Source organism: Bacillus taeanensis (assembly GCF_003318295.1).
GTDB classification, from domain to species: domain Bacteria; phylum Bacillota; class Bacilli; order Bacillales; family UBA6769; genus Maribacillus; species Maribacillus taeanensis.
On record NZ_QOCW01000003.1, the window covers coordinates 43926 to 65304 of the forward strand.

The 21379-nt window shown below is 36.0% G+C and carries 24 protein-coding genes; 2 read left to right on the forward strand and 22 right to left on the reverse strand.

The annotated features are described in order from the left end of the window. The first annotated feature begins 132 nt into the window (after positions 1-132). On the forward strand, positions 133-852 hold the full coding sequence (locus tag DS031_RS04230; protein WP_113804690.1) for a FadR/GntR family transcriptional regulator: 720 nt from the start codon (positions 133-135) through the stop codon (positions 850-852). Positions 853-1009: 157 nt separating this feature from the next. On the opposite strand, the gene DS031_RS04235 is transcribed toward DS031_RS04230, so the two are convergent. The 7 genes from DS031_RS04235 to DS031_RS23495 form a co-directional block, all read right to left on the reverse strand. Further along, complete coding sequence (locus DS031_RS04235; RefSeq protein WP_113804691.1) at positions 1010-2212, reverse strand: molybdopterin-dependent oxidoreductase; 1203 nt, start codon at positions 2210-2212, stop codon at positions 1010-1012. Continuing rightward, positions 2196-3260 carry a HAMP domain-containing sensor histidine kinase gene (locus DS031_RS04240; RefSeq protein ID WP_113804692.1) on the reverse strand — a complete coding sequence of 355 codons (1065 nt, stop codon included), beginning with the start codon at positions 3258-3260 and terminating at the stop codon, positions 2196-2198. Before DS031_RS04240 ends, DS031_RS04235 begins: the two co-directional genes overlap by 17 nt. Beyond that, positions 3257-3961, reverse strand: a complete 705-nt coding sequence (locus DS031_RS04245; RefSeq protein ID WP_113804693.1) for a response regulator transcription factor — start codon at positions 3959-3961, stop codon at positions 3257-3259. The genes DS031_RS04240 and DS031_RS04245 overlap by 4 nt, the downstream gene beginning before the upstream one ends. A gap of 87 nt (positions 3962-4048) precedes the next feature. After that, the gene (locus DS031_RS04250) at positions 4049-4582 is read right to left on the reverse strand and encodes a DM13 domain-containing protein (protein WP_113804694.1); all 534 of its coding nucleotides are present in this window, start codon (positions 4580-4582) and stop codon (positions 4049-4051) included. Between the two features lie 140 nt (positions 4583-4722). Further along, entirely contained in the window at positions 4723-5043 is a 321-nt protein-coding gene (locus DS031_RS04255) for a DMT family transporter (RefSeq protein ID WP_113804695.1), read from the reverse strand. 19 nt (positions 5044-5062) lie between these two features. Continuing rightward, on the reverse strand, positions 5063-5641 hold the full coding sequence (locus tag DS031_RS04260; protein ID WP_113804696.1) for a TetR/AcrR family transcriptional regulator: 579 nt from the start codon (positions 5639-5641) through the stop codon (positions 5063-5065). Positions 5642-5798: 157 nt separating this feature from the next. Beyond that, the gene (locus DS031_RS23495; RefSeq protein WP_181833009.1) at positions 5799-5960 is read right to left on the reverse strand and encodes a hypothetical protein; all 162 of its coding nucleotides are present in this window, start codon (positions 5958-5960) and stop codon (positions 5799-5801) included. 276 nt (positions 5961-6236) lie between these two features. Between DS031_RS23495 and DS031_RS04265 the strand changes: the two genes are divergently transcribed. Then, positions 6237-6395, forward strand: coding sequence for a DUF1540 domain-containing protein (locus DS031_RS04265; protein ID WP_113804697.1), 159 nt, complete (start codon positions 6237-6239; stop codon positions 6393-6395). Between the two features lie 198 nt (positions 6396-6593). Here the strand turns inward: DS031_RS04265 and cudC are convergent, their stop codons facing one another. From cudC to DS031_RS04340, 15 genes are all read right to left on the reverse strand, one after another. Then, positions 6594-7157: a choline uptake/conversion transcriptional regulator CudC gene (cudC, locus tag DS031_RS04270; RefSeq protein WP_113804698.1), complete on the reverse strand. Its 564-nt coding sequence runs from the start codon at positions 7155-7157 to the stop codon at positions 6594-6596. A gap of 313 nt (positions 7158-7470) precedes the next feature. Then, entirely contained in the window at positions 7471-8355 is an 885-nt protein-coding gene (gene phaZ / locus DS031_RS04275) for an intracellular short-chain-length polyhydroxyalkanoate depolymerase (RefSeq protein ID WP_113804699.1), read from the reverse strand. Positions 8356-8374: 19 nt separating this feature from the next. Then, positions 8375-8578: a hypothetical protein gene (locus DS031_RS23500; protein WP_113804700.1), complete on the reverse strand. Its 204-nt coding sequence runs from the start codon at positions 8576-8578 to the stop codon at positions 8375-8377. A gap of 132 nt (positions 8579-8710) precedes the next feature. Next, a complete protein-coding gene (locus tag DS031_RS04285; protein WP_113804701.1) occupies positions 8711-9910 on the reverse strand; it encodes an acyltransferase in 1200 nt (399 codons plus the stop codon). Positions 9911-10157: 247 nt separating this feature from the next. Then, on the reverse strand, positions 10158-10781 hold the full coding sequence (locus tag DS031_RS04290; RefSeq protein ID WP_113804702.1) for a flavodoxin family protein: 624 nt from the start codon (positions 10779-10781) through the stop codon (positions 10158-10160). A 28-nt stretch (positions 10782-10809) separates the two neighbouring features. Then, on the reverse strand, positions 10810-11781 hold the full coding sequence (gene egtD, locus DS031_RS04295) for an L-histidine N(alpha)-methyltransferase (protein ID WP_245947199.1): 972 nt from the start codon (positions 11779-11781) through the stop codon (positions 10810-10812). Next, positions 11778-13058 carry an ergothioneine biosynthesis protein EgtB gene (gene egtB / locus DS031_RS04300; protein ID WP_113804703.1) on the reverse strand — a complete coding sequence of 427 codons (1281 nt, stop codon included), beginning with the start codon at positions 13056-13058 and terminating at the stop codon, positions 11778-11780. The genes egtD and egtB overlap by 4 nt, the downstream gene beginning before the upstream one ends. A gap of 172 nt (positions 13059-13230) precedes the next feature. Beyond that, entirely contained in the window at positions 13231-14655 is a 1425-nt protein-coding gene (locus DS031_RS04305) for an ATP-binding protein (RefSeq protein WP_113804704.1), read from the reverse strand. Beyond that, on the reverse strand, positions 14645-15325 hold the full coding sequence (locus DS031_RS04310) for a response regulator transcription factor (RefSeq protein ID WP_113804705.1): 681 nt from the start codon (positions 15323-15325) through the stop codon (positions 14645-14647). The genes DS031_RS04305 and DS031_RS04310 overlap by 11 nt, the downstream gene beginning before the upstream one ends. Before the next feature lie 75 nt (positions 15326-15400). Continuing rightward, on the reverse strand, positions 15401-16255 hold the full coding sequence (locus tag DS031_RS04315) for a hypothetical protein (RefSeq protein WP_113804706.1): 855 nt from the start codon (positions 16253-16255) through the stop codon (positions 15401-15403). Between the two features lie 119 nt (positions 16256-16374). Further along, positions 16375-17106, reverse strand: a complete 732-nt coding sequence (locus DS031_RS04320; protein ID WP_113804707.1) for a YwaF family protein — start codon at positions 17104-17106, stop codon at positions 16375-16377. A 215-nt stretch (positions 17107-17321) separates the two neighbouring features. Continuing rightward, on the reverse strand, positions 17322-17588 hold the full coding sequence (locus DS031_RS04325) for a phosphocarrier protein HPr (RefSeq protein WP_113804708.1): 267 nt from the start codon (positions 17586-17588) through the stop codon (positions 17322-17324). Between the two features lie 67 nt (positions 17589-17655). Next, positions 17656-18819, reverse strand: a complete 1164-nt coding sequence (locus DS031_RS04330) for a mannitol-1-phosphate 5-dehydrogenase (RefSeq protein WP_113804709.1) — start codon at positions 18817-18819, stop codon at positions 17656-17658. A gap of 1 nt (position 18820) precedes the next feature. Further along, positions 18821-19255: a PTS mannitol transporter subunit IIA gene (locus tag DS031_RS04335; protein ID WP_113804710.1), complete on the reverse strand. Its 435-nt coding sequence runs from the start codon at positions 19253-19255 to the stop codon at positions 18821-18823. 3 nt (positions 19256-19258) lie between these two features. Continuing rightward, the gene (locus tag DS031_RS04340; protein ID WP_113804711.1) at positions 19259-21379 is read right to left on the reverse strand and encodes a BglG family transcription antiterminator; all 2121 of its coding nucleotides are present in this window, start codon (positions 21377-21379) and stop codon (positions 19259-19261) included.

Sequence of the window (21379 nt, forward strand, 5' to 3'; positions counted from 1 at the left end):
TCTCAAGGACTATTGTTAAAATTGACCCTTTGCTTTTTTCTGGACAATCCCCCTATAATATTAAGTAAGAAGTAAAAGGACTAACCAGCAGCCCTATTATTATTGGGTGTATAAATAGAGAGGAGAAAAGATATGGAAAATTTTTTTTCAAGTGTTCGTTCAGAGCGACTTTATGAAAAAATTGTTGTACAAATACGTAAGTTAATTCAGGAAGGTCGTTTAAAACCAGGGGATCGCTTACCAGGAGAACGCGAACTTGCCGAATCGCTTGGGTGCAGCCGAACATCGCTTCGAGAAGCGTTTCGTGTTCTAGAATCAGAAGGACTTGTCATTTCTAAACCAGGTGGCGGAAGGTTTATTCAACATGTTGATCAAAATATGGCTGTAGAATATCGTTTTAATCCTGTTGATATGATTGAAAAGTCATCGGTTGTTTATTTCTTAGAAGCTAGAGAAACATTAGAACCGAGAATTGCAGAATTAGCTGCAGAACGTGGGACACCCGAGCAAGTGCAAAAGATTGAAAAGGCTTTATTAAAAATGGAAGAACAGCTAAAAAATCCTGATGAAAAAATTGACGGTGACAGCAGCTTTCATATTGCGGTTGCTGAGTGCACCCAAAATTTTGTATTTGTTTCTATGCTTGAAACTAATTTAAATATGATTCGTCAAGTACGCAGAAAAACGTTAGTATCTCAAGATCGTTATAAAGCATCTTTAGAAGAGCATCGCTTAATTTATGAAGCGATCAAAAATAAAGATGTACAAAAAGCGAAAGAAATGACAATCTTCCACCTAAAAAATCTAAAAGAAAATGTTTTACAAAATAACCCTGACCTAAAAGAAAAGTGATTTTTTAGATACAAGTTACCTTAATAATTATAGATCTTATTTGATATTAATTAAACACTTCTAGTTAAATCTTAGTGTTATTCTTTATCTAATTGCAGTATATTAACAAAAAGGCTGTTGGCATCATTTTTTCAACAGCCTAAAAATGCTGATCTATTTATGTCTGCACCCAAGCATCATTATCATAACCTCGTACTTCCCAAAAACCGAGATGTGGATAATCTATTAATTCAATGCCAACAAGCCATTTTACCGACTTATAAGCATACATTTTAGGCACGATTAATCGAACAGGCCCACCGAAGTCAGAAGGAATCAGCTTGCCATCCATGAGCACTGCAACCATCACATCATCCATCTTTGCCTGATCAAGTGAAAGCGTGTCAGTATAAACACCATCACCGGAGTAAAGTTTTACATATTTAGCTCTCTCCTTTACACCTCCCATTGCTAAAAATGTTGACAGAGGAATTCCTTCATAAGTCACATTATAAACCGACCAACCTGTTACGCAATGAAAGTCACTTACCTGTACTTTTCGTTTTAGCTTTAAGAAATCATTCCATGTAAAAGTTAACGGTTCATCAACAAGCCCGCTGACGGTAAAGTTCCAGGTTTTTTCTGTAAATATTGGTTTTTCTGTTACTGTATAAACACGAAACTGCCCCTTATATCCTCCGCCAATAGGTGGATTGGACTCTTGAAGCGGTGTCGGTTCTGGATTCATATTATTGCCGTCTGACCGCCCAACAACTTTTTGAAGTGAAGTCCCTCCATCATCTGTAAGCTGCTTCACCCATTTGTAAAACGATGGTCCAATAATCAATACAAGACTTGTTCCAACAATCCACTGGATAAAACCCCGCCTTGACAGCGGTAGTTTTCTCTCACCATCACCAGCCTCATTACCCTTTCTAATTGTAACGAATGGCTGACGCTGCTTTTGTACCCACAGAAGCCTTGTAATAGAATGGTAAATAATAATAGGTAATCCAATCCATGTAAATAAATCATGAACAAACAGCGCAAATGGTACTAAATCCTCTGGCACACTCTTTTCAAATGTTAAGACAATTCCACTTATTATCCAAACAATAATAAAAGCAATCATCGTTATTAAGTTAATACGCTTACTCTTTTGCTTTTTCAGTCGTTTCCAATGTTCTTGAAAAAAAGGCATATACAATAACAGAATAACAGCAGACAGAAATCCTAGTAGAATATGAAACTGTTTTAAGCTGATACGAATTGAAGCTAAGGGACCTCTCAGTGAGGGAAGAAACAGTAAAATACCTGTAATCAATAAAAAAGCGATCAGCCAACCGTTATAAACATGCAGCTTTTTAAGTTTGTTCCACATCCTCTTCCCTCGCTTTCCATGTTGGAATCGTAAACCAAAATGTACTTCCACCGCCTTCTCTGCTGTGAACACCAATTTGTCCACCATGCAGCTCTACAATTGATTTTGCAATCGCAAGTCCGAGACCCGAACCACCTTTTTCTTTGCTGCGCGATTTTTCAACACGATAAAAACGGTCAAAGATTTGGCTATATTCCGATTCTGAAATCCCTTCTCCTTGATCAGAGATAGAAATTTTAATCCATTCCCTTGAAGATTCATCTGCTTTTAACTGAATGACGCTCCCTCTTGGTGAGTAGCGAACCGCATTTTGAATTAGATTAATTAGTACACGTTTTATTTTTTCCGGCATTACCGCTGCAGCAGGTAATTTTTCAGGAATCACAACGTTTACTTCCGTTCTATTTTCTTCTAACTGTAAAAGTAGGTTTTGCAGCGTTTCGACGATTAAACTGTCTACATGATAAGGGTGCGGATGATAGGTTTCACTTCCTGCATCAAGCTCTGAAAGCTGAAACAAATCGTTAATAAGTTCACTAAGCTGTTTCGTTTCAAGCTGAATTGTTGCTAAATAGCGTTCAAATGATGCTTCGTCTTGAATTACATCATCCTGAAGTGCTTCAACAAATGATTGAATTGATGAAAGTGGCGTGCGTAAGTCATGTGAAATATTTGCAATAAGCTCCCGTCGGGATGCTTCAGACTTTTTAATTTTTGTGAAGCTATCATTTAACTGTTTGCTCATTTCATTAAAGTTTTCGGCAAGCTGTTGGAACTCTAATGGACCGCTAGAAGGTACTTTTCCGTCAAAGTTTCCTTTTGCAACCTTTTTTGATTCGCTTGAAATGAACTGAACTGATTTTTCGATTGGACGAATGAAAAAACTGTGTGCTATGAACGAAACAACCCCCGCACCTATTGTAACGAATGATAGTACAATAACTGCATCATTTGAAAGAAACATTCGCATATAACTAATGATTAAAAAGACAAAAATAATTACAATACTAAGGGCATTTGCAAGTAATAGTTGTGTACGAAGTTTCATCTAACATCGCTTCCTTCAAATTTATAGCCGATACCCCAAACTGTTTTAATATAGGTAGGTTCTGATGGTGTTGGTTCAATTTTTTCTCTTAGACGACGAATATGCACGGTAACGGTTGTTGTATCTCCTTCATAATCGATATCCCAGATCTTCATTAACAGCTGATTTCTAGAAAATACTTGTTTTGGGTGACTTGCAAGCAGCCATAGTAAATCAAACTCTTTTACAGTTAACTCAATTGGCTTTCCATTAACGATTGCAATTCGCTGTTCCGGCTCAATAGATAAACCATTAAATGTAAGCACGGTTTGTGATAGGTTTCCTTTCTCCCTCCCAATATGAATACGCCGAAAAATCGCCTTTACCCGGAGCACTAATTCCCTTGGACTAAACGGTTTTGTTATATAATCATCTGCGCCTAGTGTTAAACCCATCAGTCGGTCGATTTCTTCTCCTCTTGCTGTTAACATAATAATTGGTACATCATCTTCATTTCGAATTTCTTCACATACTTGCCATCCATCCTTTTTGGGCATCATTAAATCAAGGACAATAAGATCTGGCTTTGCTGATTTCCACTTTTCAATTGCGTCAGTACCATTCGATGCTGTTAATACTTGATATCCTTCCCGTTCTAAATACCGACTAGAAACATCGGTAATATTTCGTTCATCATCGACAACTAAAATTGTATAATTCACAAAAAGTACTCCTTTCTTGTGTATGTCTTTACTGTTATCATACCTTATTTAAATTTGCTTTTTACAAGAGGAGCACTTTTCTGAATATTACTTTACTGCTAATAAGGCATAACCAAAATCAACGTCAAAAGATTTGCACCAAATGATGACTTTACTATATTCTATTAAATCAGCATTCACTGGGAGTATATAGTTCTGATCGCCAATATTACCTTTTAGCTCACCCAGGTGAATGCCTTCACTCGTTTTTTGCCCTGGCTTTGCAAGGAATACATGCAGATCTGGTCCATTTGTTGCTTCAAAATCTTCAAAACGTAAATATATATCATCACCATCCATCACCGTTATTACTTTTCCAGAGACACTGTGCTTTTGATCAGCATCTTCAAATTGGCCCGTAAACTGCTTGTTCATCTCCTGATTCATTTCATCTGACATTTTACTTTCAGTGCTTTCATCTTCCATCATTTCTCCTAACATTTCTTTCTCTCCACTTTCTTCTGATGAACTAGGTAATGCTTCATTTACTTTCTTATCAATAAAAAGGGGTGAAACAAGCCACCAACCAATAACAAATATGATAAGAACAGCAAATGTAATTATTAACTTCTTTATTACCATTATAAAGTCCCCCTTTTCTAGTTCTATATCAACCTTAATAAAGAAACCTTATAAGATTCTAAAGAAATCATTACAAAAGTATTAAATCATAAAAAAAAACGCCTCCCTATATGAAGAAGACGTTCATTACTATTATATTATTAGTGACTTGAAGTAACTTTAAGCCCAACAATACCAACAAGGAGACATAGCAAAAATATCATTTTTAATAAATCGCGCGATTCTCCTAGAAACAGCATGCCGATAACTACTGTTCCTAACGCACCAATCCCCGTCCAAATCGCATATGCAGAACCGACAGGCAATGTTTTTAATGAAAGAGATAACAGCCAAAAGCTAACTGCACCGCCTCCAATTGCTGCAATAGTAGGGAAAACCTTTGTAAATCCTTCTGTATATTTAAGACTTACCGCAAAGACGATTTCAAAAATCCCCGCAATAACTAAATAAACCCAGGCCATGATCGATTACTCTCCTTTATTACTTTTCAATGCCAGACCAAAATGTATTCCATACCGATTCTGCTCGTTCACGATATCGTTTTCTGCCGTAATAATGAAGTTCAATAAATAGCCCATCAATTAAACAGTAAAATACGGCGAGCAGCTCATCAATATCTTTCTTTTTAATTAACTTCTCCTGAATTGCCTGCTGAAAAGCTCGACTTAATAACAATGACCACTGCTTTTCATAATTAATGAACTGAATTTGCAGCTGTTCTCTTAAAAATTCAGGCGGAAACAGCATTGCGCGCTTCCAAAACGCAAATTTTTCGCGCTCTTCTTCATACACTCTATACGTATATTGAAAAACAGCATAAAGCTGTTCTTTCGGACTTTGATCGTACACTTTAGCCATTAATGTTTTTCCGCTCGTAATTTCCTCTGTTAATATATCCTCAAATATTTCTAAGAATAGCGCTTCTTTCCCATCAAAATGAGAATAAATTGATGCTTTCTTTATACCCACTGCATCGGCAATCGCTGATAAAGACGTTCCTTCATAACCGTGTTTAGCAAATAAGGACAATGCTTCACGTTTAATTGCTTGACTGCTCAACGTTTTCTCTCCTTTTACAAACTACCTAACGTTCGGTAGTTAAAATGTAACATAAATCATAACATGAAACAATTTAATTATAAATATCATGTTCGGTAACAAATCTTTCAAATAAAAAAGCAAGCGGCATGGCTTCAGCATGCCGCTTGCTTTTTTATTAATGAACATGAACATAATCACTATCACTGTTTTCATCTTCTGCATATAACCAATGATAATACTCAACTTCAACATCCGTCATCTTCATAATCTTATCAATGGTAATTGTTGTATGGTTACGTAGAAACTCCACTTTGTAGTCTCTCACAATATGGCTCATCAGTAATTAAATCCTCCTTGGATTCGCATTTAAAAATTTTATATGCTTTCTTATTACAGTGTATACCCGTTTTATATGCGAATACCAATATCATTATTGACTCGATTCTTATTAATTGATATAGGGATTGAATCAGTAAAAGAGCTGTTGGGAAATTTATAATGATAAACCTGCTCCTTCACATACACCTGCTATAAATTTTTTACAAATGCAAAAACAAGTATGAAACCCTCCCCAAAAGGTCACCATAACACAAGAGAGGGAGGTGTAAATAACATGGCAAAAGACGTATTATGTGAAGTAAACAACTGTAAATATTGGGCACAAGGAAATCAATGCAGTGCTGAGCAAATTTATGTTATCAGTCATTCTGGAAAGCAAGCCTCAGATCAGAAAGAAACGGATTGTAAAACATTTGATCCAGCTGGTATGTAGCTTGTTTCAAAAGGCAGCTTTAAGGGAAGCTGCCTTTTTTCATCTATATTATTGATAATAATTATCATTTTTATTCTTAAAAAGTGGAAGAAATTATTTTTATTTCTAAACAACGCTTCATTTCCCTTTTCGTGAATTTTGCTACCTTTTAAAAATTAACCAAAAAGCCCCAACCTTATTTGGCGAGACTTTTTAAGGTTACTTTTCTTCTTTTTCCATTGGAATATAGGAAAAGATTTCTCCAGAACGAAAGCTTTCAACAAGTTTATCAAGCCACTGGTAATAAGCTCGTGATTCATGAATTTGTTGATAGCACTTTTCAGCTTCTTCTCTTATGTGCTGCGGCAGCTCTTCATCATTTATCACTTCTAACAGCTGTTTTTCAGAGTGCTCAATTGCTTCAAAATTTTCTTCTACTTCTCGTTCCCATCTAATGCAAAAAAATTGTATAAATGATTTAAAAAAGTTTTTTTCTGCTTTATATAAATCTTTTCTTGTTCCTCTTTGCCATACTTTATGAACCATTTTAATATCTTGAAGCTTTCTAACTCCTGTACTCATACTCGGTTTACTCATGCCAAGTTCTTCCTTCATTTCATCAAGTGTTAAAGCTTTGTCTTCAAAATATAGCGTACCGTAAAGACGCCCGATGGAAGGAGCAATACCGTAATGATCTAACGTTTCAGAAATTGAGTTTGTTACAATATCTTTTGCTTCAGCAATCTTTGCCTCTGCTTCGTGCAGTTTATCGGAGCTAGTCATACAAAAGCCACCTTTCTTTATAGTGCTTGCCGCATTTTATTTATATATTTCGTATTTCAACTCAATTAAATAAATAATGTTCATGATTTTATTTTTAATTTAACGAAATTCAGCCAGAAGTCCCCTTCCTCAAGCGCAAAGCGGTAGGGAGGGGAGGTTCATCGAATACTTTCCGTAGAACATCATAAAGCATCTTTAATATTTTTTCCATTAAAAATTAAATACATTGCAAAAAATTTTAACAAACAAAATGAAATAAAGAAAGCACTAGAAAAAAAAAATTAAGAGTAAAGCTTCTTGAAATCAAGAAGCTTTACTCTTTAAGCACACTTTCAACTGCCGTTAATAATTGCCCTAAATCATCAATTGGTGGAGAATGTCCGCATCCTTTTAAAATAATAAGCGCTGCTTTATCGCCCAAATCCTCTATTACTTCATCAATCATTTCTTTACTAATTACTTTATCGTTTTCTCCCCAAAGCACATAAACAGGGGCTTCAATATTTGCTGCTTCTCCTGTTCCTTCTGTAACCCCATTATGATGTTTACTTATGTTAAATGTATTTAAAGCATGATACACATCCGCTAAATTTCGCTGTGTGATCATGTCTTCTAAATATTCTTCATACCGTTTTTCTTCCGGCTTATTGTCAGTATAAATAAGCGCATCCCATATACTTCTTAAAAATTCTGTATTTTTCATTTTATAAGCTGCTGTAATCGGAATTGTACGAGTTAAATCCCCTTCAATTTCTTGTTTTGTTTCATAACGAGTTGGAGGAATTGTTGATAAATTAGCCATTGGATATCCCCTTGTTGATGCCGGAGCTAGCAAAAGGAGCTTATTCATATATTGCGGATAATTAGCGGCAAACTGCATGCCTACCGCACCTCCTGTTGACCAACCAAGAATAGAAAACTGTTCAAGCCCCAATCCATCAACAAACTGTTTAATATCTTCAGAAAAATCTTTAATTGAATTAATTGGTTCATTATAGGAAGAAGTTCCAAAGCCTCTTAGATCTACAGCATACAACTTATATTTTTCATTCATATGTTCTAACACAAGATCCCAATGTTTTGAGGAAGTCATGTTACCGTGAATAAGTAACACAACTTCTTCTCCTCCCTCTCTCTCGCGATACCCAATCTTTTCACCATTTGGAAGCTCAACAGCCTTCAATTCAACTTTTCCCATCATACCCGCTCCTTCTTCGTCAGTTTAACCACACATCTTCAGCCTCTAAAAAACGTTCTGCTTGTACGACCCGCTCCTTATATTTTGTTAACACAATTGTATAATAATTGGCGCCTTGTATTTTTACAAAGGGGCTGTTCGGAATAAGATGCTTTAGTTCTTTTCCCTTTTTCACTGTAATTAAAAACGTTTTTTTATCCATGAATCTAAAAAAGACAAGCATCGATCAAATATAACCTAACTGTTTGATCGATGCTTGTCTTTCATGTATACAATAATTAATCAAATGAATATATCTTGTTTTATAGCATTAAGGGAAACTACACATGTTCCATTCTTAATTTTTTTTATATTTTTATCTTCCTATTGTATAACTCTTTTTACCCTCTAGATGAATATTACTTTCAGCTTGTTTCTCTTTTTGCTTATAAGGCATATTTTTTGGTGTTGCACCAAATAAAATCCATGCATACTTTGAAGAACGAACAGCAATACCAACAATCATCCATGAAAAGAAGAGTACCAATAAAAAGAGTGCTAGTATTTTAAAGTGATAGAAAATCGGATTACCCGTTTGTGGCAGCCAGGCTCTGAAAAAATCAAGCAGAAAAACATGAATTAAATAGATTCCAAATGAAACAACACCTAAATGAATAAGACGGTTTGTCATCCATGTTGGAAACTTAGCAAAAATAATATACGAAACTTGCATCAGAATAATTGCTGATAAATACGTATGCATATTCCACGTTAATTCATATAAAAGAGAATCTGCCCAATTTCCTGTTACTCTTGTCCAATACCACAAGTATACGTAAGAAGATGCAGAGATAATCCAAAGGCCCCAAATAGCAGCTGCTGCGAGGCCTGCTTTAGAAAAAAGGCGTTTCTTTTTAAAATTGAAAAATTCAATGATTTGATTATAATAAATTCCAACGAAAATACCTAGAAAATAATAAGCCATATAAGAAAGGGAAATACTTCCTTTTAAAGTAATATGAAAATATTCACGATTTAATAAGACAAACCCCCATTGAATAACAAACCCAATCCATACAGCATGTCTTCCTAATCCCTTTACTTTCTTAAATAAAAGCAATAAAAAGGGAAATAATAAATAAAGCTGTATACTTATAAACACAAAATATAAATGATATGCTGCTTTTCCCATAAGGAGTTTACTTATAAAATTTTCAATAATTTCCTCTGTCGTCATATAAGGAAAATAAGGTTGATAGAGAAACCAATAGTAGCCCAGTGAAAATATAAAATAAGGAATTAATATATATAACAACCTATTTTTATAAAATTTAATTAGTAAATCCTTTGTGATGTTTTTATGATAATAATTATAAAATAAAACAAAGCTGCTTAGAAATATAAAGGTAGGTGTGCCAAATTTAAAAAAGATATTTGTAAAGTTATAAATGCCATAGACAGAAGACCCTGTGTCCAGCTCTCCAATTGATGTTGATGTGGAATGGACGATGAGCACTCCCAAAATGGCCAACGCTCTTGTAATATAAATTTCATTAATTTGCTTCTTTTTCTTCATTAATTTGCTCCTCCTGATTACTCTCTAATCCCTCTTTCTGTTATTTCTATTTAACTACTTAATGATACTAACATGTATGAATAAATAATTGAAACTAATTTTTCAGTATGATATAAAATATCGCAGACTGGTACATAAATGTGTCTGTTAACACTTCATTACTTTGTTTATTTTTCAATTCCAAATTTCTTTTAAAAAATTTTCACTCCAAAACAAAAAGCCTGCCAGTGATTTGGCAGGCTTTTTATTAACGTACAACATTCCCTTCAGCAGGAATTGGTTGCTGCTTTAACATATTTGCAAAGTGAACGAGGTTATGTGACATCATTTTAATATGCTGTATTGTAAAGTCATTTTTCGTTCCTTCTGCTTCAATGAAAGAAGGACCCGGTCCGGCTTCCCCTACCCAATACGTATCAACGTTTGGCGGGATTGTAAAACCAATATGTGAGAGTCCGTATAAAATAGAGCGTGCAGCTTCTTTTGCACCGTCTTCATTTCCAGTCACTACAACACCACCAACTTTATTGTAATAAATATACTGTCCTTTTTCATTTGTTAAACCAGCCCCGCCGTATAGACGTTCAATTGCAAGCGTGGCAATGCTGCTTTTTTCCCCCAGCCAGACTGGTGTACCAATAATTAAAATGTCCGCTGCTTTTATTTTTTCAAAAACTTGCGGCCAGTCATCCCCATTACCTGCATTATCAGTAATTCCATACGCAATTTGATAATCTGATAGTCGAATGATTTCTGTATCAACATCTTTTTCGTCAAAAATTTTTACTGCTTCATCTATTAATGCTCTCGTGTTTGACTGTTCATCTCCTGATTTTAATGAACAATTTAAAACAACTGCTTTTAAACTCACTCTCTCACTCCTTTATTAATCATTTTTACTAGCCATTTACCGTTAAATAATGAACACTAAACCACTCATTTTGATCTGTCCATACTTCAACAGGCTTAAATCCGCTTTCTTTTGCCATTGTTTGAAACTCATGAATTGTATATTTATAAGAATTCTCCGTATGAATCGTTTCGTTTCTTTTAAATGAAAACGAATTTTCACCGATTGCAACCTCTTGATCAACTAGACTTTGAATATGCATTTCAATCCGCCCAAATTCTTCATTATAAAAGGCCTTATGTTGGAATTGATTAAACTCAAAATTAGCTCCAAGCTCATTATTTATACGTGTAAGCATGTTTAAGTTAAATGCAGCTGTAATACCTTGTTTATCATTGTAAGCATCATGAAGAGTTTGACGATCTTTCTTTAAATCAACACCAATAAGAAGACCATCTCCTGTTTGGAGCATTTTTGCGATTTTCCGTAAAAACTTTTGTGCATAGAGGGGATCAAAGTTACCAATTGTAGAACCAGGAAAAAAGGCAACCTTCTTTGAGTGTGAGCCTATTTCCGGAAGATTGAATGCACTCGTATAATCTGCACAAATCGCAATAATTTTAAGGGCATGATATTCCCTAGCAAGCGCTTCTGCTGATTGCTTCAAAAATTCCTTTGAAATATCAATTGGCATATACGCTGATAAGTTGGGAAGATGATCTAGTAAAAGCTTAATTTTTGTACTGCTTCCACTGCCGTATTCAACAAGTACTGCTTCTTCACCAACAACATCAGCCATTTCAAGAGCATACTGCTTTAAAATTGAAATTTCAGTTCTCGTTACATAATACTCAGGCAGTGTTGTGATTTTTTCAAACAGCTCTGAACCGCGCTGATCATATAAAAACTTTGGACTAAGCTGCTTTTGCTTTTTATTTAGCCCTTTTAACACTTCTTCCATAAAATTAGAGGCTTCTGGATAGTGATCAATTAGCTGTACCGCTGCGTGCTGTGCCTTCACTTTACATCACCTGCCAAGCGAAATCCTGTAAATTGCCAACGTTTATCAGGATGGAAAAAATTTCGATATGTAGGGCGAATATGGGAAGATGGAGTTGCACACGAACCGCCTTTTAAAACGAGCTGATTACACATAAATTTGGCATTGTACTCGCCAAGAGCTCCTGCAAGCGGCTTATTTCCTGGATATGGACTGTATGGACTCATTGTCCATTCCCATACATCACCATATGTTTTTTTGAATTTCCTTTCATCATATTGTGCATGTGGATGAAAGAAACCAGATTCCGCAAAATTCCCTTTTAATTCTCGTAAGCTTAAAGCATGCTCCCACTCCGATTCTGTCGGAAGACGTTTTCCTGCCCATCTTGCATATGCATCAGCTTCAAAATAGCTTACATGACAAACTGGTTCAGCTTTATTAACTTCCCTCAAGCCAGAAAGTGTGTAGTAATACCATTTACCATCAATTTTTTTCCAGTAAAGCGGCGCCTCCCAGTTTTGTTCTTTAACTGCTGCAAACCCTTCTGACAGCCAATATTGTGGAGAGTGATAGCCGCCATCTTCCATAAATTCAATAAACTCACCATTTGTTACTGGACGCGATGCCAACATATAACGCTCAATCCACACTTTATGACGAGGGCGTTCATTATCGAATGAAAATCCTTTTTCTTCATGTCCAATTTCAACGAGTCCTTCTTCAAATTGATGCCATTTCAATGGTGGACAACTTTCATCCTTACTTTCTTTTTTCTCGCGGTAAACAGGGGAAGATGGATTGATTGAAAAATTATATTTCATATCTGTAAGAAGAAGCTCTTGATGCTGCTGTTCATGCTGCAGCCCAAGCTCAATGAGTGATTCAATTTTATTAAGAAGTTCTTCATCTGCATGTTCAAGCAAATCCATAAGATTTTCTTCAACATAACAACGATACTCCATTACTTCTTTTACAGTCGGACGCGATAACAATCCGCGTTGATGGCGCGGGAATGGATTACCGATCGTTACATAATAGGAATTAAATAAATGATCAAACAATGAATTAAACTCTTTGTATGTAGAAGAATAAGACATTAAAATAAATCGTTCAAAAAACCATGTTGTATGTGCAAGATGCCATTTTGGAGGACTGACATCTGGGATAGCTTGGATAACAAAATCTTCAATTGTTAAAGGTTCAACAAGATACTCTGTAAACTTGCGAATATGCATAAACTCAGATTGAAGCGCATTAGAACGTTCCCTCACCGTTGATGTTGGAACATTTGTCATTCTATTTCCCCCTTAAAATTAAATTTACTGCTAAATAGATTGAAAGAATGCTTATATTTAAGATACGTTTCCCGAATCCCTAAATAGATAAACCTACTTTTATGCAGGGAAACCTTCTAATATGCTTCTTACTAAAAATAAAAAACACTTCATTCGTAGAAGTGTTTTTCTGTTACTTATGTTTTGGAATCAGCAATGTAAAGATTGTTCCGCTGCTTGAACTTTGCTTTAAATATAAATCTCCACTTTGAGCTTTTGCTAACATTTTACTATACGGAAGACCTAATCCTAGTCCACGGACACAATGTTTTTTGTCCTCGCCGCGATAAAAACGTTCAAAGATAAGATTCTGCTCGACTTTTGGAATTCCTATCCCATTATCCCTTACATCAATTCCTATAAACTGCTCATCCAACTCATATAATTGTACTTCAATTTCTCCATTCTCTTTAACAGCATGCTTACTGTTGTTTAATAAGTTAATCATAATTTGCTGAATGCGCATTGCATCCCCATATGCAGTAAAGGTACTTTCAGGAACAGTACTGTTTACTTGAAATGAGGATTCCTCATGAACAAGTTTCCATTGATGCGTAATTTCTGCCACAAGCTGATTCATATTCAATTTTTCAACATTTACTTCAACTGCCCCTGAAGCAAATGAGTTAAAATCAAGTAAATCTGCAACCATCTTCTGCAGACGTTCTGCTTCTTTTAACGAAATCTCTAAAAATTCTTCTGCTTCTTCCTCTGTTACAATTCCTTCTTTCACCGCTTGAATTAAACCGCTAATAGAGGCAACCGGCGTTTTTAACTCATGAGTAACACCCGCTAATAATTCTGTTCTCAGTCCTTCAAGCTGTTGAAGTCTTCCCGCCATTTCTTTAAAAGAATCAACAAGTTCATAAATTTCCTTTTCTGCTATATCCTCTGCTAAATCAACTTCATAGTTTCCTTCGCGAATTTGCTTTGCGGCTGCTGCAACATCTTGAATCGGTCCGGCAAGCTTTTTAGAAAATAAATAAATAACACCCCAGCCGAGCAGCGCTAAACTTAGCAGCAAAACCGTTAATAAGCCGTATTCATAGTTTACTTTAGTTAAGTCCTTTTTGCTCTGCGCTATAGATACCCAGCCAATTACTTCATCATTATATTCAATCGGAGATAATACAACATAAAGAGTTTCTCTGTTTCCGAGCTTTACCTTTTGAACCGTTTCTTCATTATTACTCGGAACTATTGGAACAAGCTCATTCTTTCCAGACATCTCAAACGCTGGTTTTTGAAAAACAATTGTGCCGCTTCTATCCAAAATTTGAATAATTGAATGCTCACTTGAAAGCAAAAAACGCTCCCGTTCTTTAATAATTCGCGGAAGTGTCTCGCGATACTGCATCCCGCCCTGTTCATTGACAATGCGATCTGCCACTTCTGCCGCAAAAAAACGCGTTAAATCAAGCCGATTTTCGAGTGTTGTTTGCCGAATCCAGAGCACTGATAAAATCGCAATAATCGCTAAACCAATACAAAGCGTTAACACATAGCGGCGCGTCCAATAGCGCAAGAGAGGTACTCGTTGTTTCTCATTAATACGCACAGAACTTATACCCCAATCCTCTTAATGTTTTAATTTCCCCTTCTGTTTCCGACCAGTTATAAAGAGATTTACGAAGCCGTTTAATTGCTAAATCAACTGCGCGATCACTGCCATCATAGTCCATTCCCCATACATGTTCAATAAGCTGCTCTCTCGTAAATGTTTGATTAGGATTCTGACCTAAAAATAAAAGCAGCGCTAAATCTCTCGGTGTGATATTAAGTTCAATTCCATTTAAAAAAGCTGAATGTGATTTTAGATCAAGCTTTAAACTTCCGTAATGTTTCACTTCTTTGTTATCAATCACTCCGATCGAACGGCGCAGTACGGCATTTACTCTTGCGACCACTTCCGCTCCAACAAATGGTTTTGTCATATAATCATCTGCGCCTTCGTTTAATCCTATTAATTTGTGATTGACGTCACCAAGCGCAGTCAGCATAATAACGGGACAAGAGCTTTTTTCACGAATATATTTTAAAATGCTCCATCCATCACGATCCGGAAGCATCACATCTAACAAAACAAGAGCCGGCTGAACGATTTCAAATTTTCCAACTGCTTCGCTGCCGTTATACGCGTGCTCAACTAAAAAATCTGCTTTTTTAAGGTATGCACCAAGTACACGGGCAATCGCCATTTCATCCTCTACAATTAAAATTTTCTTCAAACTATACGCCCCCCTCTCTTTCCAATTATACAACAACAAAAATCCTCAGTTCATAACCGAGGATTTTCATTTCAATTATAATGCTGTATCTGTTACTGTTTCTTCTTGTTCTACCTGTTCGCCTTCACTGCCTGAATCAAAATCTCCATCATGCTTGCCGCCAGGTCCGCCAAACCCTTTACCGCCGTGTCCATGTCCTCTGTCATGCCCAAAGCCTTTGCCTCCAAAACCAAATCCTTCATCTTTATTTGGGAATAAACCCAGCTCTTCTGCTTCATCCGCATAATTTGTACGGATTTCTTCCATTAATTCTTTTGCTGTTTTATCTGTTGTATCAATTCCTAACTGTTCAGCAGCATTAAATATCTTTGCTTCCTTTACTTCTTTACTTAACTCACGAAGATCTTTATCTGTTGTATCAATTCCAAGCTCTGCCGCTTCTTTTTGAACTTTTGTTTCCATTACTTCTCTTTGCAGGTCTCTTATCTCTTTATCCGCTGTTTCAATGCCTAGTTCTTCAGCCGCTTGAATTACCTTCGCTTCTCTTACTTCTTCTGCAAGATCTTGTAAATCCTTACCTTCTGTTTCAATCCCGAGCTCATCTGCAGCATTTTTAATTTTCGTTTCCATAATTTCTTCCTGAAGATCGCTCACATCTTTATCAGTTGTATCAATTCCTAGTTCTTCTGCTTCTTGTAACACTTTCGCTTCTCTTACTTCTTCTGCAATCTCTCTTACATCTTTACCGTCTGTTTCAATTCCAAATTCTTTGGCATGATCATAAATATGCTGTTCAAAATTGCTGTAAGATGGTTTTTCTGTTGTTCCCTCTTCAGATTCCGCTGCGAATGTTACTAGTCCGCCGCCTAATGCTCCAAGTGAAATCGCTCCTGCTAATGCAAATGTTAGTACCTTTTTATTCATTTTCATGTAAAATTCCTCCTTAAGGATTTTAATGTTTTTTGGTTGTCCTTCTTACAAGTCTTATATTAAAGAGGAAATGTGTCAGGAGAATGTCAGGAGCAAAAAAATATATTTCCCTTGTTAATTTAAGTGCTTTTAGTTTGAAAATAGCTATAAAGCGCAAACGGACTATATAAAATTAAAAATGTAAGAAGTGTCACCACCTCTAACGGCACAATATACCACGGCCAGGGACCAAGATAATCTAAGATCGAACCTGTACTGGGCTTTTCCATAATATAAAGATAATTTCCATCTAATAATAAATTGATACCAAACACGATAATTATATAAGCATTTAACAAGAAAAAGGTTTTCCAAAGCGATTTTAACGTTGGTTTCATCTCTTCCACAACTACCATAAACACACAAGCAGCAGCAATCCCCCCATGCGAAATATAAAAATGGACATAACGAAAATGAGGAAAAGAATACATGCCTAAATCTGGAGTGAGCATCGCCTGCAGCGCACTTCCAAGTCCAGCAAAATACATCAGCTCAAACAAAAAATAACTTTTTGAAACAAGCATAATCGTTGAAAGAATAAGCGAAATACTGCTGAGATGAAGCGGTAAAGCGGATGTGATTTGCCACGTTTCTGCATAAAGCAGCCAACTATGAAGACTAATTTCAGAGAGGATTAAAAGAAGGGCTAAAGAATAACGAAACAATCTATTAGGGAGCTGATTCTTCAGATGTTGTCTAAATAAAAACATCAATAGAAAAAGTATAATAACCGTAACTAGTGTAAAAACATGAGCTGTTGAAAATAATTGAAATGGACGTCCTTCATATGCTGGAATAAAAAACTCATTCATAAAATTCCTCCACCTTTAAGTTCATATGTTTAGTTTAATCTTTGAAAATAGAAACATACCTAGAGAAATATCCAGTTTTATTCCTAGTTTTTACACTAAATAAAAAAACTCAAACCTTCTCCTTTAGTAAAGGGAGCGGTTTGAGCAGTTCGATGTCGAAAGTAACTCTTCACAAGCTCATTCGATTGTATTTCTATTATAACTTGTGATGTTTTTTACTTCCCAAGCTCTTCTTTCTTGATTACATCTTCAAGTGCCTGAAGTGCTTCTTCAGCGTCAGATCCTTCTGCCGCAATTGTAATTTCAGCATCACTCGGAATTCCTAATGACATTACACCCATAATTGACTTTAAGTTAACAGACTTTTCTTTGTACTGAAGTGTAATATCTGATGCAAATTGACTTGCTTGATTAACAAGCTGTGTTGCCGGACGTGCGTGAATACCAGCATCAGCTGTAATATAAAATGTTTTTTGTGCCATAATCGTTTTCCCCCTTCATTATGTAAGTGACTGACTCTATGTTTTTGAGTCAATCCCTTCGTTTCCTTTACGCTTGTACTTTATTTTTTAAGGTTTCATACTGCTTTACAATAAGCGCTGTAAGCGGATGATCTTCCGTTAAACCGCTGTACTTTTTAAGCGCTCCAATGACATCTTGTGCTGCAATCGTTTCCTGTACTTCAACAGCTTCAGGGTCACCTTCATAATTATAAAGAAGCGCTGCTGCTATCGCAAGAGCAAGGTATGTTGGCTCTTCTTTTAACATCTCAACAATTTGTACAGCCGGACCGGCTAAGCGATCATTCTTCCCAAGCTTACGAATTGGCGCACGGCCAACGCGTGTGACTTCATCTGAAATATAAGGATTTTCAAAGCGTTTTAAAATTTTGTTTATATAAGCTGTATGTTCCTGTAAGTTAAAGTCGTATTTTGCAACGAGCAGTGCACCCGTTTCATGAAGCGCTCGTTCCACACTTTCACGAATTTCAGAAGTATCCATTGCTTCTTTAATGGTTTTCACACCAAATTGATAGCCTACATAAGCGGTTACCGCATGACCGGTGTTTACAGTGAAAAGTTTGCGTTCAATGTAAGGTGTTAAGTCCTTTACGTATGTTACACCTTCAACTGGCGGCTTTTCACCGATAATCTTTGACTCATCAACAACCCACTCATAAAACGGTTCAACCGAAACCATCAATTTGTCTTCATTTTTTTGATCAGGGACAATGCGGTCAACGGCTGAATCCGGGAAACCGAACTGTTTATCAAATGCCGGCTTTTCCTCATCAGATAGCTTTTCATAAACACTGTTCTTCAGCATCGTACTGCCACCAATCGCGTTTTCACATGCGATTACATTTAACGGCTTCTCTGTTTCATTGGCACGTTTACGTAAACCTCCTGCAATAAGATCCGCAATGAATTTTAAAACGTTTGGACCAACCGCTGTTGTGACAAGATCTGCTTTTGCAATCATTTCTACCACTTTTTCAGGATTCGTTTGACTGTTAATTCCCTGCACGCCTTCAATATAAAGTTCTTCTTTTGATTCATCGGCAAGCACAACGCGATAAGCTTTTTTCTCATTTAACGCATCAATTAACTCACTGTTAATATCAACAAAATAAACGTCATAACCAGATTGACTTAACAAGCTGCCAATAAAGCCGCGTCCAATGTTGCCTGCTCCAAAATGAACAGCTAACATCTTAATTCACCTCTTCAAAGAAAGAGAGAAGTTCACTTTTGGATGATGCATTAATAATTTGGTTTACTTTGTCTTCATCTGCGCATACAAGGGCAATTTTGGAAAGAATCTCTAAATGCTCACCGTCTTTACCTGCAATCCCAATGACAAGCTTTACAATTCCGCCGCCAAAATCAACACCGTCTGGAATTTGGACAATCGAAAGACCTGAGGATTTTACAGCTTTTTTTGCATCTTCTGTTCCGTGTGGAATTGCGACAAAGTTACCCATATAGGTGGATGTTAGTTCTTCGCGTTCCATCATTTTGTCAATATAGGCTTCTTCAACATATCCTTGATCGACTAAAAGATTTCCTGCGATTTTAATTGCTTCTTCCTTTGTTGCTGCATGTGCGTTTAATAAAACATTTTCTGTTGATAAGATTTGTTTTTCCATTTTTTAACCTCTCCTTATTTCTTTTAATTTTTCGTTAAAATAATTTTCAAAATTGACGCTTAAATAGGATGCAATTAATTCAGCGTTTTGTGATTCAAACAATGAAATGCTTGCATCACTTTCAATAATTAATGAACTAATTAAACTTAACAGCTCTAATCCTTTTTGCGGCATCTCCTCAGGTGAAAGGAGGAGAAGGATGTTTTTCACTTCTACAATCGAGCCGTCCATCGCTTTTGCTTCAAGCGGAGTTTCAAGTGAATAAATCGTAAAGGATGGCTCATGAATGCATTTATTTCTTGTATGGAAAAGTGCAAGAGATGTATTGGGAATCCCCAGCCCACCTAACTTTTCACGCTCCATTAAGGCATCGACTACTTTATTTGGCTGTTCAATAATTCTTTTTCGAAACAACTCATAACACGCATCTGTTAACGTATTCTCAAATGTATCCTTATTGTGAAGAGCTTTATAATGAAATCCTTCTAAAATCTTTAAAATATAATAAGAATATTCATGAATAGATTGAAATGATTGGATTACTTTTTTATGGTTTTTAAACTCGCTTGCTGGTTCCCCTTTAAGCGCTCGATCAACAAACTGTTTTTTCTCAACATTTTGTTTAATATAAGCATGAATCTTTCCAACTTCTTCTTCTGTTAAAAATGGATTTACTAAAATATACTCTCTCTCAAAATTAGAAAGCGGGATAGTAGAAAGAACCATATCATAGTCATCAAGATTAAGCTGTTTTAATTCAAATAAGGACGCATTATGGAGCGTTTTAATCATTGGAATTTCTTTTTGAATTCGACTTGCCAGCATTTTGGATGAGCCAATGCCGCTTGAACAAATCACTAAGGCACTTAAATGACTTTCACGCTTTTCTCTTTCAAGCGATGAACCAAAATGCATGACTAAATAACCTATTTCTGCATCGGGAACATCAAGCGTATCAAAAATTCCAGCTACACCTTCTTTAATAATTTGAAAGAGCTCTCCATAATCCTTTTGAATCTTTTCCAGCAGTGGGTTGTGAATACGCATTTGCTGCCTCATTCGGTAAATTGCTGGTTTTAAATGAGCTACCAAACCTTGAAAAAGTGATTGATCATCTCCTAAATCTTGGCCAACTCGCTCACTTACATACTGCATTAACTTTCTCGCTTTTACCGCAACTTGAAAGCTCGAATCTTCTAAAAGCAGTTCATTGTCATGGCGAAGCTTGGCACCTCTTAAATGCATGGTAATATAACCTATTTCTGCGTCAGGAATTTCAATATTAAATACTTTTTTTAACTTAACAATAATTTTCTCTGCCACTTCGTATTCTTTTGTTTCCTGAAGGTTTTCTAAATAACTTTCATCAAATTCAATTTTTTCGCCCTGCAAAATACGCTCAATCGCAAGCGATAAATGAACAACTAAGCCAATATAAGCGCTATCTGCAATCGAGTATGGAAGTTCATTATTTGCTTCTTCAATTGCTTTTTCCACAATAACCAGCTTTTCTTTTTCAACAAGACCTAAAAGTCGTTCAGAAATTGTGTTAATTTGCTGGGTTGACTTCTTTTGAATGTTTTCCCGAATAACCGTTAAAAATTCTGATTCATCAAAATTTGATGAAATTAAACTGCTCATCGCACGACGCTTTGCCTGTTCTGAACCCGTAACCTCTACCCCATAACCACGCCTTCGGATAAGCGACAAATCAAAAGACTCGAACCAATCATTTAATTTCGTTAAATCATTGCTTACTGTTGCAACGGTAACATTTAAGTCATTCGCAAGCGCAATTAGCTTGATCGGCTCTGCAGCTTCAAGCAAGGTACATAAAATTAACGTTTGCCGCTCTTCCGGTGTATATTCTGAGTGTGAAAGATTGTATAAAAAAAGCTCTAAGTCTTTTTTCTTTTCATCTTCCCCTACAATTTGAATACCAACACCTGATTGCTTTTTTAATTCAAGCTCATAATCATGAAGTAAATCTTCTACACCTTTTAAATCTCGATGAACCGTTCGTTCACTCACTTCGATGTCTTGGGCGATTTCTTTTACAGTAATTCCATCTTTTCTTGAAATTAATCGTTCAAGAATTTGACGTTCTCTTGCAGAAATATACAT

Coding starts and splice junctions, on each gene's coding strand:
- DS031_RS04230 (WP_113804690.1), top strand. CDS start 133: ATGGAAAATTTTTTTTCAAGTGTTCGTTCAGAGCGACTTTATGAAAAA.
- DS031_RS04235 (WP_113804691.1), bottom strand. CDS start 2,212: ATGTGGAACAAACTTAAAAAGCTGCATGTTTATAACGGTTGGCTGATC.
- DS031_RS04240 (WP_113804692.1), bottom strand. CDS start 3,260: ATGAAACTTCGTACACAACTATTACTTGCAAATGCCCTTAGTATTGTA.
- DS031_RS04250 (WP_113804694.1), bottom strand. CDS start 4,582: ATGGTAATAAAGAAGTTAATAATTACATTTGCTGTTCTTATCATATTT.
- DS031_RS04255 (WP_113804695.1), bottom strand. CDS start 5,043: ATGGCCTGGGTTTATTTAGTTATTGCGGGGATTTTTGAAATCGTCTTT.
- DS031_RS23495 (WP_181833009.1), bottom strand. CDS start 5,960: ATGAGCCATATTGTGAGAGACTACAAAGTGGAGTTTCTACGTAACCAT.
- DS031_RS04265 (WP_113804697.1), top strand. CDS start 6,237: ATGGCAAAAGACGTATTATGTGAAGTAAACAACTGTAAATATTGGGCA.
- cudC (WP_113804698.1), bottom strand. CDS start 7,157: ATGACTAGCTCCGATAAACTGCACGAAGCAGAGGCAAAGATTGCTGAA.
- phaZ (WP_113804699.1), bottom strand. CDS start 8,355: ATGGGAAAAGTTGAATTGAAGGCTGTTGAGCTTCCAAATGGTGAAAAG.
- DS031_RS23500 (WP_113804700.1), bottom strand. CDS start 8,578: ATGCTTGTCTTTTTTAGATTCATGGATAAAAAAACGTTTTTAATTACA.
- DS031_RS04285 (WP_113804701.1), bottom strand. CDS start 9,910: ATGAAGAAAAAGAAGCAAATTAATGAAATTTATATTACAAGAGCGTTG.
- egtB (WP_113804703.1), bottom strand. CDS start 13,058: ATGACAAATGTTCCAACATCAACGGTGAGGGAACGTTCTAATGCGCTT.
- DS031_RS04315 (WP_113804706.1), bottom strand. CDS start 16,255: ATGAAAATGAATAAAAAGGTACTAACATTTGCATTAGCAGGAGCGATT.
- DS031_RS04320 (WP_113804707.1), bottom strand. CDS start 17,106: ATGAATGAGTTTTTTATTCCAGCATATGAAGGACGTCCATTTCAATTA.
- DS031_RS04325 (WP_113804708.1), bottom strand. CDS start 17,588: ATGGCACAAAAAACATTTTATATTACAGCTGATGCTGGTATTCACGCA.
- DS031_RS04330 (WP_113804709.1), bottom strand. CDS start 18,819: ATGTTAGCTGTTCATTTTGGAGCAGGCAACATTGGACGCGGCTTTATT.
- DS031_RS04335 (WP_113804710.1), bottom strand. CDS start 19,255: ATGGAAAAACAAATCTTATCAACAGAAAATGTTTTATTAAACGCACAT.
- DS031_RS04340 (WP_113804711.1), bottom strand. CDS start 21,379: ATGTATATTTCTGCAAGAGAACGTCAAATTCTTGAACGATTAATTTCA.